The sequence below is a fragment of the Peribacillus sp. FSL R5-0717 genome (assembly GCF_038002945.1).
GTDB classification, from domain to species: Bacteria; Bacillota; Bacilli; order Bacillales; family DSM-1321; genus Peribacillus; species Peribacillus frigoritolerans.
This window is the reverse complement of record NZ_JBBOOF010000001.1, coordinates 2,240,791-2,253,420: the sequence shown is the minus strand read 5'-3', so window position 1 is coordinate 2,253,420 and position 12,630 is coordinate 2,240,791. Positions and strand designations below refer to the sequence as shown.

Here is a 12,630-nt window from a genome sequence, read left to right as displayed (position 1 = left end):
GCTAGAATAAAATATGTAGCAGGAATATTTTTTTGTTTTAAGTGGGACAGAAAATGACTACGCGGGACGTTAAATGTCCAACTTAACTTTTTAGGAGTTTTAAATATGCGTACATTACTCGAGGTACAAAGAAAATTATTGCCCGATTTCCTTTTGGTTATGCAAAAAAGATATGATATCCTGCGTTATATCAAAATGATGCAGCCGGTTGGAAGGCGCAGTCTGTCCGTGAGCCTTAACTTGACAGAGCGAACGCTTAGAGGCGAGGTTGATTTTCTGAAAAGTCAGAACCTGGTTAACATCTTCAGCTCTGGCATGACGCTGACTGATGAAGGGATTGAAATCCTGGATAAGTTAGAAGGAATAATGCGTGAAGTAATGGGTATAGACATAATGGAAAAGCAATTGCAGGATTTGTTACAGGTGGATGAAGTCATAATTGTCTCAGGAAATTGTGATGAAACCCCATGGGTGAAAAAAGAATTGGGTAAAGCTTGTGCAAACCGTATGAAACGAGAATGGAACTCAAAGAATATCATTGCTGTTACTGGCGGATCGACAATGGCAGAAGTGGCTAATTCGTTGTCACCTGATGAAGCATCCAGGAAATTGACATTTGTCCCAGCCCGCGGGGGAATTGGTGAAGCGGTGCAGAATCAGGCCAATACGATTGTCGAAAAAATGGCACAGAAGGCTCAAGCCTCCTACAGAGTGTTATATGTACCCGATCAATTAAGCGGTGAGGTTTATGCATCATTCCAGAAGGAACCTGCAATTAAAGAAGTGATTTCCCAAATCAAGTCTGCCGATATGATCATTCATGGAATCGGTGATGCCATGGCGATGGCAGAGAGAAGAAATTCTTCGCCAGAAATGTTAAAGAAGCTGTTAGATGGAAATGCTGTAGGAGAGGCATTCGGTTATTATTACGATGAAAACGGCAAAGTTGTTCATAAAGTTTTGACAGTCGGCATCCAGTTAGATGATCTTAGCCCTGAAAAGCGAGTGATAACTGTGGCAGGTGGCAAAACTAAAGCAAAGGCTATCCGTTCCTACATGAAAGGTGCACCTTCATCGACCGTTTTGATCACGGATGAAGCTGCGGCACAAGAGTTAATTCAGGGGAATTACACCCCTTAATATATTTGCGAACTTAAAAGGAGGAATTTTTCATGGCAGTAAAAGTTGGTATTAATGGTTTTGGACGTATTGGACGTAATGTATTTCGTGCAGCATTAAGTAATCCTGGGGTAGAGATTGTTGCTATTAACGACTTAACGGATGCTAATATGTTAGCGCACCTTCTTCAATACGATACAATTCATGGATCTCTTAATGAAAAAGTAGCAGTTGATGGGGATTACCTTGTTGTTGATGGTCACAAAGTAAAGGTATTGGCTGAACGTGATCCTGCACAATTAGCATGGGGTGAACTGGGAGTAGAAGTAGTTGTGGAATCTACTGGACGTTTCACAAAACGTGCGGATGCAGCTAAGCATTTAGAAGCTGGCGCGAAAAAAGTAATCATCTCTGCTCCTGCATCTGATGAAGATATCACGATCGTCATGGGTGTAAACGAAGACAAATATGATGCAGCAAACCACCATGTAATCTCTAATGCTTCTTGTACAACGAACTGCTTAGCTCCATTTGCTAAAGTGCTTCATGAACAATTCGGAATCAAACGCGGTATGATGACTACTGTTCACTCTTATACAAATGATCAGCAAATCCTTGATTTGCCTCATAAAGATTACCGTCGTGCACGTGCAGCTGCCGAGAATATCATTCCTACAACAACTGGGGCAGCAAAAGCTGTTGCACTTGTCCTTCCTGAACTTAAAGGGAAATTGAATGGTATGGCTATGCGTGTACCTACTCCAAACGTGTCTGTTGTCGACCTTGTTGCTGAACTTGAAAAAGACACAACAGTTGAAGAAGTTAATGCAGCATTCAAAAAGGCTTCTGAAGGTGAATTAAAAGGAATCCTTGAGTACAGCGAACTTCCGCTAGTATCAACTGACTATAACGGTAACCCATCATCATCTACAATCGATGCCCTTTCCACAATGGTAATGGAAGGAAACATGGTTAAAGTATTATCTTGGTATGATAATGAAACAGGATATTCAAGCCGTGTTGTTGATTTGATTGACTATTTGGCTAAAAAAGGATTGTAATTAGAATAATAAAAAAACCTCACCAAGGTGAGGTTTTTTTTATCACAGCTCTAAAAAAACTTGGCAGAAGATGATATTATTAGTAAGTCATTAATCAGTCAAGCGTTTACATTTCTTGTTTTTGGATAATTTCCTGGAAACCGACTATAATGAAAAAGAGAAAAGGGGAGTTGGGAAATTTACCCTCTCCCTTTTTGGCTAAAAGAATCAAAAATATGATAACAATATCTAAGGAGGTTCTTGGATTATGAATAAAAAGTCAATTAAAGATATTGAATTAAAGGGGAAACGCGTATTTTGCCGTGTTGATTTCAACGTGCCGATGCAGGACGGAAAGATCTCGGATGATACGAGAATCAAGGCTGCACTGCCGACGATTTCCTATTTGACAGAACAAGGCGCAAAAGTCATCTTAGCTAGCCATCTTGGCCGTCCTAAAGGACAAGTCGTAGAAGAATTGCGTTTAGCACCTGTTGCGGAAAGACTAAGCGAACTTAGCGGCAAAGATGTGCAAAAGGCAGAAGAAGCATACGGCGAGACCGTTCAATCAATCATTGAAAACATGCAAAATGGCGAGATCCTGTTGTTGGAAAACGTTCGTTTCTATCCAGGAGAAGAGAAGAACGATCAAGAATTGGCGAAGTCATTTGCGGCACTGGCTGATGTTTATGTTAACGATGCATTCGGAGCTGCGCACCGTGCACATGCTTCAACTGAAGGAATAGCTCACCATCTCCCGGCCGTTGCTGGATTGCTGATGGAAAAAGAGCTTTCTGTACTTGGAAAAGCCCTATCCAACCCAGAACGTCCTTTTACGGCTATAATTGGCGGAGCAAAAGTAAAGGATAAGATAGGCGTTATCGAAAACCTTTTGGAAAAAGTCGATCACTTGATCATTGGTGGTGGATTGGGTTACACATTCATTAAAGCGCAAGGTCATGAAATCGGTAATTCTTTATTGGAAGAAGACAAAATAGAATTGGCCAAATCTTTCATCGAAAGTGCAAAAGAAAAAGGCGTAAAACTTCATTTGCCTATCGATGCAGTCGTAACTGCTGAATTTTCACCTGATGCAGAGACGGATAATGTCGATATCGATGCTATTCCAAATGATAAAATGGCTCTTGATATCGGACCAAAAACAAGTGAATTATTTGCGGATGTAATCAAAGGTTCCAAGCTTGTCATTTGGAATGGACCAATGGGTGTATTCGAGTTCGATAAATTTGCGAATGGAACGAGAACCGTTGCTCAAGCCTTGGCGGAAGCAAATGATACGTACAGCATTGTTGGCGGAGGGGATTCGGCCGCAGCTGCAGAAAAGTTTGGACTGGCAGAAAAGATGTCCCATATTTCAACTGGCGGCGGTGCATCTCTTGAGTTCATGGAAGGCAAAGAGTTGCCTGGCGTTGTAGCCTTGAACGATAAATAAGATTGAACCGTTACATATTTCAACATTAGAAGGGATGAGAAACCAAATGCGTAAACCGATTATTGCAGGAAACTGGAAAATGAATAAAACACTATCTGTAGCGACTGCCTTTTTAGAAGAAGTGAGCAATTTGATTCCGAAGCAAGATGTAATCGATACGGTTGTATGTGCTCCAGCTTTATTTTTGGATCAGCTCGTTCAAGCAGCAAAAGGAACCGATGTGAAAATCGGGGCACAGAACATGCACTTTGAAGAAAGCGGTGCTTTCACAGGAGAAATCAGCCCAATCGCCTTGGCTGATCTTGGGGTATCCTACGTCATACTTGGTCATTCTGAGCGCAGGGAAATGTTCAACGAAACGGATGAAGCCGTTAATAAAAAAGTTCATGCCGCTTTTGCCCACCAATTGACCCCGATCGTTTGCTGCGGTGAAACACTTGAGCAAAGGGAAGCTGGCGAAACGAATGATTTCGTAGGCAGCCAGATTGAGAAAGGCCTAGCAGGATTATCTGACGATCAATTGAAACAAGCCGTTATTGCTTATGAGCCGATTTGGGCGATTGGAACCGGAAAATCGTCATCTGCTCAAGATGCTAATGAAGTTTGTGCGCATATCCGCTCAGTTATTGCCGACAAATTTTCAAATGAAGCAGCTGCAGCCATCCGCATTCAGTACGGTGGCAGTGTAAAACCTGAGAATATTAAAGAGTACATGGCACAACCTGATATAGACGGTGCATTGGTTGGCGGTGCTAGCTTGAAATCCGATTCATTTTTACAATTGCTGGAGGCTGGTCACTATGAGTAAGTCGCCTGTGGCACTTATCATATTAGACGGTTTTGGCTGCCGTAACGAAGAAAAGGGTAATGCTGTTTTTCATGCGAAAAAACCGAACTTTGACCGATATTGGGAACAGTATCCGCACTCCCATTTAACTGCAAGCGGGGAAGCGGTCGGCTTGCCTGCCGGTCAAATGGGGAACTCGGAAGTGGGCCATTTGAATATCGGGGCAGGACGGATCGTTTATCAAAGCCTGACCCGTGTGAACCTGGCAATACGTGAAGGTGAGTTTGCACAAAACCCAACTTTGGTCGATGCCATGAGCCATACCAAGAAAAAAGGCACGGACCTTCATCTTTTTGGTCTTCTTTCAGATGGCGGCGTGCATAGTCATATCGATCATATGTATGCCCTTTTGAAATTGGCCGCTAAAGAAGGAGTTAAAAATGTATATGTACATGCATTTTTAGATGGCCGTGATGTCGGACCGAAAACGGCACAGGGTTATATTAAGGAAGCGGAAGCGAAAATGAAGGAAATCGGTGTTGGTCAGTTTGCGACCATTTCCGGAAGATATTATTCGATGGACCGTGATAAGCGCTGGGAACGTGTGGAGAAATCCTACCGTTCGATGGTGTATGGTGATGGACCTGCTTACTCTTCTGCGATGGAATGTGTCGAGGATTCGTACGAACATGGAATTTTCGACGAGTTCGTGATACCTTCAGTCATAACGGCGGAAGACGGTAAACCGGTGGCAACGATTAAAGATGATGATGCCGTAATCTTTTATAACTTCCGTCCAGACCGGGCGATCCAGATTTCCAATACGTTCACGAATGAGGATTTCCGCTCATTTGACCGCGGTCCTGGACATCCGAAGCATCTCCATTTTGTCTGCTTGACACATTTTTCAGAAACAGTTGACGGATATGTTGCATTTAATCCGACAAATCTTGATAATACATTAGGGGAAGTACTTTCCCAAAACCAGCTTACCCAGCTTCGTATCGCCGAAACTGAAAAATATCCGCATGTGACGTTTTTCATGAGCGGCGGACGTGAAGAGAAGTTTCCTGGTGAAGAGAGGATTTTAATTAATTCTCCGAAAGTCGCTACATATGATTTACAACCGGAAATGAGTGCTTATGAAGTGACGGATGCATTGGTGGAACAAATTGAGGCTGACCGTTTTGATGCCATTCTCTTGAATTTTGCCAACCCGGATATGGTCGGTCATTCAGGGATGCTTGAGCCTACCATTAAAGCGATTGAAACAGTGGATGAATGCCTAGGCAGGATTGTCGATTTAATCGTCTCAAAAGGCGGTACAGCGATCATCACCGCTGACCATGGGAATGCTGATGAAGTGGTAACGCTTGAAGGCAACCCGATGACAGCCCATACTACGAATCCCGTTCCTGTCATTATCACTAAAAATCAGGTAACATTAAGAACAGGTGGTATCTTAGGCGATTTAGCTCCAACGATGCTTGATTTGCTTGGAGTCGAAAAACCTGTTGAAATGACAGGGGAATCCCTATTATCTAAATAAAATTGTGAATAGGAAAAGGAGAGATTTATAATGCCGTACATCGAACATGTATATGCACGCGAAGTGCTAGATTCACGTGGTAACCCAACAATAGAAGTAGAAATCCAAACAGAGTCCGGATACTTCGGACGTGCAATCGTACCATCAGGTGCTTCAACAGGAGAACACGAAGCGGTTGAGCTTCGTGACGGGGATAAATCTCGCTACCTGGGTAAAGGGGTACAAAAAGCAGTCGATAATGTAAATGATATCATTGCTGAAGCTGTCATCGGTTTGGATGTAACGAACCAAGCAGGCCTTGACCTTACTATGATTGAATTGGATGGCACTGAAAACAAAGGTAACTTGGGAGCAAATGCAATCCTTGGCGTATCAATGGCTGCTGCCCATGCCGCTGCGGAATTTTCTGGATTACCATTGTATCGTTACCTTGGTGGGTTCAATGCGAAACAACTTCCGACTCCAATGATGAACATCATTAACGGCGGATCACATGCCGATAACAATGTTGACTTCCAGGAATTCATGATCCTTCCTGTAGGAGCTCCTAGCTTCAAAGAAGCAGTTCGTATGGGTGCAGAAGTATTCCATGCCTTGAAATCTGTCCTTTCAGCCAAAGGCTTGAATACAGCAGTCGGCGATGAAGGCGGCTTTGCGCCAAACCTTGGTTCAAACCGTGAAGCGCTTCAAGTCATCATCGAGGCAATTGAAAAAGCTGGCTACAAAGCAGGCGAAGATATCTACCTTGGCATGGACGTGGCTTCATCTGAATTCTATAACAAAGAAACAGGCAAATATGATCTTGCAGGCGAAGGCCGCAATGGTGTTACATCCGAAGAAATGGTTGCTTTCTATGAAGAGCTAGTGAATGAATTCCCTATTATCTCCATCGAAGACGGCCTGGATGAAAATGACTGGGATGGCCACAAGCTTCTAACTGAACGCATCGGTTCTAAAGTTCAGCTTGTTGGTGACGATCTTTTCGTAACGAACACGAAAAAATTGGCTGAAGGCATCGAAAAAGGCATCGGTAACTCCATCCTGATCAAAGTGAACCAAATTGGTACACTGACCGAAACGTTTGATGCAATCGAAATGGCTAAACGCGCAGGCTACACTGCAGTCGTTTCCCACCGTTCAGGTGAAACGGAAGATGCAACGATCGCTGACATCGCCGTTGCAACAAACGCAGGACAAATCAAAACCGGTTCCATGTCCCGTACGGACCGTATCGCTAAATACAACCAACTTCTTCGCATCGAAGACCAGCTTGGTGACTTGGCTGTATATGGCGGCTTGAAATCTTTCTATAACTTGAAGAAGTAATCTTTGCTAGAAGATGGATTACAGAAATTTTCCCTCCTATTCAATGTGGCCATCCACATTGAATAGGAGGTTTTTTATGTCCATAAATCAGTGACTGCTTCCAGCTTGAAGGGATTTAATCAAACGTTTGATTAATAAAAAAAGGTGCCGCATCAAGGCACCTTTTTTCATTTATCCGATACAGCTTCCACTGGTACGGCATTATAGTATTCTTCTAATGTAATCTTCGCTTCAAAGATTTCAGTTGCGGCATCGACACCAACATAGCGGATATGCCATGGTTCGTATTTATAACCCGTGATGTTTTCCTTGCCTTCAGGGTAACGGATGATAAATCCGTATTCATGTGCATGTTCAGCAAGCCAGGCCGCTTCATTCGTATCACCGAAGCAGTCTTGGGCAGCGCATGCCCCATCGTGGGTCGTGACATCGATCGCCAGGCCTGTTTCATGCTCGCTTGTCCCGGGCATTGCACTGTAGGTTTTCGCCTTTTCTTCCCCGTCCTTAGCCACATAGTTATTGAAGACCGTGATTTGTGTTTGGTGTGAGCGGTAAGCGGAAACGCCGGCAAAGTGCATATTGTCTTTTTCGGCAGCTTGGAACATTAATTCAAGAGCCTTTCCCGCTTCTTCGCGCATCATTCTTTTTTCGATTTTATCTTCAAAGATGAAATCCACATTTGGGTAGATAAGGTCAGCAGGTTTGTAATCTTCAGGCAGGCTGTATTGTTTATTGACAAGTACAGGTATGCTTTCCGGATGGGCCAACGTCTGAAGGCCAGCCTGTGCGGGTGCAGCCGCTTCATCAATCTCCACCTGGCGCTGGGCCGATTCTTTTGAATCATTATAATTATTCTTGTCGGTCTCAGTCTCCTTCTCAGTCTCCTGGGAGCTCGGTAGTTCTTCTTTTTGCTCTTTTTCATGCTCGCTGGTCAGGTCGGATGAACAGCCAGCCATCAGAATGAAAGATGATAGAGCGGTTGCTGCAAATATAGGTTTTAACATATGAAAGGCCCCTTGCTTTTAATATAAGATTTCCAATAAAAGTAGTTTTGAAAAATTATCGTGATAAGTAATCCCTTGTTAATTCACTTTGATATTTATCAAGAAATAAGCCAATCCAGACGACCATCAGTAAAAATGGATAATCGTTACGGATTGCGGTTTCCACGACGGGATCAGACCAAAAGCTCGAAAGGAAACCGGATGACATCCTGATTGTCTCGAATGTGACAAGGGCGTGAAGCGATAACCAAAGAATCGTAAGGGTATTGGTCCCGAACCCAATGACCGCCGCTATGACGCTCAGCAAGGCGGCTGCTGCCCCGATCAGGAGGACATGGAAGCTTGATTGGAAAAAGTCGATACCGCTATTGGAAAGTCCATTATAAATAATAGCAGTAAAATAAACGGTTGTCGTGATATATGCAGCAAATAATAAGTATCGATTTCCGTGATACTTTGCCAGCAGCAATAGAAGCGGTGATAGAACGATTAATAGGACGCTGATGAAATTGCTTCCGCCTGCCCATAAAGAATAGCCGGCAACCGCCGAGAATAGGATGGTCAGGAGATCAAGAATCCGTAGTATGGACTTAAACATGTTGACACCTCTTTCTCTATTTATGCAAATTATCTCAAACTTTGATTCAAAAAGAAATAAATGACTATGGGTTTTTAGGAATTCTTACCATCATAGTATAACAAAGATTGTGGATATTTATTGGGTGTGGTAAAGTTAAAGTAATTGTTTATTGGTTCTTCAGGAGGTGTAATTGCATGCATGCATTTCTCATAACGCTTTTAGTGATTGTCAGTATCGCCCTCATTGTGACGGTATTACTTCAATCAGGTAAGAGTGCAGGTTTATCAGGTGCGATTGCCGGCGGTGCTGAGCAGTTATTCGGAAAGCAAAAGGCACGCGGTTTGGACCTGGTTTTACATCGTGCGACAATAGTATTGGCGATTCTATTCTTTGCTTTAACTTTACTTGTTGCATACTTTGATGTGTAATGGATCAAAAATGAGTCTAGCTAAATAGCTAGGCTTTTTTCTTTGCACAATAGTTGCATGAATAGATATAGTGATTTTAGTACTTAATTATAGGATAGGGATTTTTTAAAATTCTATTTACTGATAAAGGAGTTTAAGGTCATGAAAATCAAGCTGCAGCAGCCCTTTACTTTTGAAGGCGGAAAAAGGGCTGTCTTACTTTTACATGGGTTCACGGGGAATTCAGCGGATGTACGGATGCTGGGCCGTTACTTGGAGAAACAGGGATACACCTGCCATGCCCCGCACTATGAAGGGCATGGCGTTCCCCCAGAGGAGCTGGTGAAAACAGGTCCGGAAGATTGGTGGAAAGATGTCATGATGGGCTATGATTTCCTGAAAAGCAAAGGCCATGAAGAAATTGCTGTTGCCGGACTCTCATTAGGAGGCGTATTTTCTCTTAAATTAGGTTACACTGTACCTATAAAGGGTATCGTAACAATGTGTGCGCCTATGTATATCAAAAGTGAAGAAATGATGTTTAAAGGAGTATTGGAGTACGCCAGAGAATTTAAGAAGTATGAAGGAAAAACTCAAGAGCAAATAGAGCTTGAAATGGACCTCCTTGCCGATAAACCGATGAATACATTGAAAGCCCTTCAGGAATTGATAACGGATGTACGGGAGCACGTCGATCTTATTTACGCTCCGACATTTGTCGTGCAGGGCCGGCATGATGATGTTATCAATCCAAAAAGTGCCGATATTATTATTGATTCCATAGAATCACCGGTCAAAAAAATCAAGTGGTATGAAGAATCCGGTCATGTCATAACCCTTGATAAAGAAAAAGACGAGCTGCATGAAGATGTATTGGAATTTTTAGAAAGCCTGGATTGGTCCGAATAACAAAAATATACCCTGAATAGGAGGGTTTTCATGGAAGATAACATTCAAGAACATATTAATAAGCTTCTGACATACATGACGGATGAAGCATATAAGCCGCTAACGGTACAAGAACTGGAAGAGGCATTGAAAATCGAAGACTCGGCAGATTTCAAGAATTTCGTTAAGGCTTTAGTAAAAATGGAAGAAAAGGGATTGGTGGTCAGAACGAGGAGCAATCGTTACGGCCTGCCGCAAAAAATGAATTTGTTCCGCGGTAAATTAACGGGGCACGCAAAGGGGTTTGCCTTTGTCACACCTGAAGACAACCCGGGAATGGATGATATTTTCATTCCGCCAAATGAAACGGGCACAGCGATGCATGGAGATGTCGTCATGGTACGGGTATCTTCGGAAACATCGGGCTCAAGGCAAGAAGGCACGGTCATCAGAATACTTGAACGCGGAATTACACAAGTGGTCGGTACATACTCCGAAAGTAAAAGTTTTGGTTTCGTCATCCCTGATGATAAAAAGATCGCAAACGATATCTTCATTCCACAGCATGCTTCACATGGAGCGGTAGAGGGACATAAGGTTGTCGTCAAGCTTACTTCTTATCCTGAGGGACGCATAAGTGCCGAAGGTGAAGTCATTGAGATTCTTGGCCATAAAAATGATCCTGGTGTGGATATTCTTTCCGTGATCCATAAGTATGGTTTGCCGATGGAGTTCCCGGATGACGTCATGGAGCAGGCCAATGCCGTTTCCGATACCATTCAAGAAAGTGAAATTGGCAACCGCAGGGACTTGCGTAATGATGTTTTGGTCACGATTGATGGAGCGGATGCAAAGGATCTGGATGATGCCGTCACTGTTTCCAAGCTTGAGAATGGCAATTACAAGCTGGGCGTTCATATTGCTGATGTCAGTCATTACGTGAAGGAAGGTTCTCCAATCGATAGGGAAGCCCTGGAAAGAGGGACGAGCGTGTATTTGGTGGACAGGGTCATCCCGATGATCCCGCATCGTTTATCGAATGGCATTTGTTCCTTGAACCCACAAGTCGATCGTTTTACACTCTCATGTGAAATGGAAATCACGCCGGATGGCAAAGTCGTCAACCATGATATTTTTGAAAGTGTCATTAAGACGACGGAACGTATGACATATGGCAATGTGAACAAAATCCTTGTCGATAAAGATGAAGAACAGCTTGAACGCTATGAAGCGTTGGTGCCGATGTTCCAGGACATGGAGAAGCTAGCGGCCATCCTTCGCAAGAACCGGATGAACCGCGGTGCGATCGACTTTGATTTCAATGAAGCAAGAGTCATCGTTGATGAAGAGGGCCATCCGACCGATGTGGTTTTACGTGAAAGGTCGGTTGCGGAAAAGCTGATTGAAGAGTTCATGCTTGCAGCTAATGAAACCGTTGCTGAGCATTTCCACCGTCTTGACCTACCGTTCATTTACCGTATTCATGAAGATCCAAAGCCGGAAAAACTGCAGCGTTTCTTCGAATTCATTACGAACTTCGGATACATTGTAAGGGGATCGGCCAATGACGTCCATCCTAAGGCGTTACAGGAAATCATTGAGGCGGTTGCCGGTAAGCCGGAAGAAACGGTCATATCCACCGTCATGCTTCGTTCCATGCAACAGGCGAAATATGATCCGGAGAGCTTAGGCCACTTTGGTTTATCTGCTGAGTTTTATACACATTTCACATCGCCGATTCGCCGTTACCCGGATTTGATCGTGCACAGGTTGATCAGGACCTACTTGGTGGAAGGTAAAATGGATGAAGCTACGAAGGAGAAATGGAATGCCAATTTACCTGAGATTGCCGATCATACATCGAAACGCGAACGTCGCTCAGTCGATGCCGAGCGGGAAACGGATGATCTGAAAAAAGCGGAATATATGCTGGATAAGATCGGCGAGGAATATACCGGGATCATTGGTTCAGTCACCAATTTCGGAATGTTCGTCGAGCTGCCGAACACGATTGAAGGACTTGTCCATGTCAGCTTCATGACGGATGATTATTACCGCTTCGATGAGCGTCAGCTTGCAATGATCGGGGAACGTACCGGTAATGTGTTCCGGATTGGCGATGAGATCGACGTACGTGTTTCCAACGTCAATAAAGAGGAACGCGCCATCGACTTTGAAATTATCGGCATGAAGGTAAGCCGTCCGCGTCCATCCGGCGAGAAGAAAATATTTAAAGCCAATTCAGGTGAACGCAAACGCGGCCGAGGCGGTAATGGGGGACGTAAGGAAGGAAAAGGCGGCGACCGTAATGGAGATTCGACTTCTTCTGGAAGAAAATCGAAAAAGAAGAAAAAATTCTTTGAAAATGCGCCAGCTGCCAAGCGCAAGAGAAAACCTAAAAAGAGATAAAGATTCAGGCGGGGGGATGATCATTACATCCTCTCGCCGCGATTGGATGTAAAAAAGGGGAGAGTTAG

The 12,630-nt window shown here is 43.6% G+C and carries 11 protein-coding genes; 9 read left to right on the top strand and 2 right to left on the bottom strand.

Annotated features, from left to right (window positions below):
• The first annotated feature begins 105 nt into the window (after positions 1-105).
• The 6 genes from NYE65_RS11025 (at position 106) to eno (ending at position 7,274) form a co-directional block, all read left to right on the top strand.
• On the top strand, positions 106-1,140 hold the full coding sequence (locus tag NYE65_RS11025) for a sugar-binding transcriptional regulator (RefSeq protein ID WP_034309980.1): 1,035 nt from the start codon (positions 106-108) through the stop codon (positions 1,138-1,140).
• 32 nt (positions 1,141-1,172) lie between these two features.
• Complete coding sequence (gap, locus tag NYE65_RS11020) at positions 1,173-2,180, top strand: type I glyceraldehyde-3-phosphate dehydrogenase (RefSeq protein WP_034309982.1); 1,008 nt, start codon at positions 1,173-1,175, stop codon at positions 2,178-2,180.
• A gap of 247 nt (positions 2,181-2,427) precedes the next feature.
• Positions 2,428-3,612, top strand: a complete 1,185-nt coding sequence (locus tag NYE65_RS11015) for a phosphoglycerate kinase (protein ID WP_262870080.1) — start codon at positions 2,428-2,430, stop codon at positions 3,610-3,612.
• Positions 3,613-3,658: 46 nt separating this feature from the next.
• A complete protein-coding gene (gene tpiA / locus NYE65_RS11010; RefSeq protein WP_340860937.1) occupies positions 3,659-4,420 on the top strand; it encodes a triose-phosphate isomerase in 762 nt (253 codons plus the stop codon).
• Entirely contained in the window at positions 4,413-5,948 is a 1,536-nt protein-coding gene (gene gpmI, locus NYE65_RS11005; RefSeq protein WP_034309990.1) for a 2,3-bisphosphoglycerate-independent phosphoglycerate mutase, read from the top strand. Before tpiA ends, gpmI begins: the two co-directional genes overlap by 8 nt.
• Positions 5,949-5,978: 30 nt before the next feature.
• Positions 5,979-7,274 carry a phosphopyruvate hydratase gene (eno, locus tag NYE65_RS11000; protein ID WP_034309992.1) on the top strand — a complete coding sequence of 432 codons (1,296 nt, stop codon included), beginning with the start codon at positions 5,979-5,981 and terminating at the stop codon, positions 7,272-7,274.
• A 167-nt stretch (positions 7,275-7,441) separates the two neighbouring features.
• Here eno and NYE65_RS10995 read toward each other — a convergent pair whose 3' ends face one another.
• Positions 7,442-8,278 (bottom strand): M15 family metallopeptidase, encoded by an 837-nt coding sequence (locus tag NYE65_RS10995; protein ID WP_340860936.1) that lies wholly within the window; start codon positions 8,276-8,278, stop codon positions 7,442-7,444.
• Positions 8,279-8,333: 55 nt separating this feature from the next.
• Positions 8,334-8,876, bottom strand: coding sequence for a hypothetical protein (locus NYE65_RS10990; RefSeq protein WP_340860935.1), 543 nt, complete (start codon positions 8,874-8,876; stop codon positions 8,334-8,336).
• 176 nt (positions 8,877-9,052) lie between these two features.
• Between NYE65_RS10990 and secG the strand changes: the two genes are divergently transcribed.
• From secG to rnr, 3 genes are all read left to right on the top strand, one after another.
• A complete protein-coding gene (secG, locus tag NYE65_RS10985) occupies positions 9,053-9,286 on the top strand; it encodes a preprotein translocase subunit SecG (RefSeq protein WP_034309999.1) in 234 nt (77 codons plus the stop codon).
• A gap of 141 nt (positions 9,287-9,427) precedes the next feature.
• A complete protein-coding gene (locus NYE65_RS10980; RefSeq protein WP_034310002.1) occupies positions 9,428-10,174 on the top strand; it encodes an alpha/beta hydrolase in 747 nt (248 codons plus the stop codon).
• Between the two features lie 30 nt (positions 10,175-10,204).
• A complete protein-coding gene (gene rnr / locus NYE65_RS10975) occupies positions 10,205-12,562 on the top strand; it encodes a ribonuclease R (protein WP_340860934.1) in 2,358 nt (785 codons plus the stop codon).
• Positions 12,563-12,630 lie beyond the last annotated feature (68 nt).

Excerpts from the sequence above, each read along its gene's own strand:
- NYE65_RS11025 (WP_034309980.1), top strand. The coding sequence starts at position 106 with ATGCGTACATTACTCGAGGTACAAAGAAAATTATTGCCCGATTTCCTT.
- gap (WP_034309982.1), top strand. The coding sequence starts at position 1,173 with ATGGCAGTAAAAGTTGGTATTAATGGTTTTGGACGTATTGGACGTAAT.
- NYE65_RS11015 (WP_262870080.1), top strand. The coding sequence starts at position 2,428 with ATGAATAAAAAGTCAATTAAAGATATTGAATTAAAGGGGAAACGCGTA.
- tpiA (WP_340860937.1), top strand. The coding sequence starts at position 3,659 with ATGCGTAAACCGATTATTGCAGGAAACTGGAAAATGAATAAAACACTA.
- gpmI (WP_034309990.1), top strand. The coding sequence starts at position 4,413 with ATGAGTAAGTCGCCTGTGGCACTTATCATATTAGACGGTTTTGGCTGC.
- eno (WP_034309992.1), top strand. The coding sequence starts at position 5,979 with ATGCCGTACATCGAACATGTATATGCACGCGAAGTGCTAGATTCACGT.
- NYE65_RS10995 (WP_340860936.1), bottom strand. The coding sequence starts at position 8,278 with ATGTTAAAACCTATATTTGCAGCAACCGCTCTATCATCTTTCATTCTG.
- NYE65_RS10990 (WP_340860935.1), bottom strand. The coding sequence starts at position 8,876 with ATGTTTAAGTCCATACTACGGATTCTTGATCTCCTGACCATCCTATTC.
- secG (WP_034309999.1), top strand. The coding sequence starts at position 9,053 with ATGCATGCATTTCTCATAACGCTTTTAGTGATTGTCAGTATCGCCCTC.
- NYE65_RS10980 (WP_034310002.1), top strand. The coding sequence starts at position 9,428 with ATGAAAATCAAGCTGCAGCAGCCCTTTACTTTTGAAGGCGGAAAAAGG.
- rnr (WP_340860934.1), top strand. The coding sequence starts at position 10,205 with ATGGAAGATAACATTCAAGAACATATTAATAAGCTTCTGACATACATG.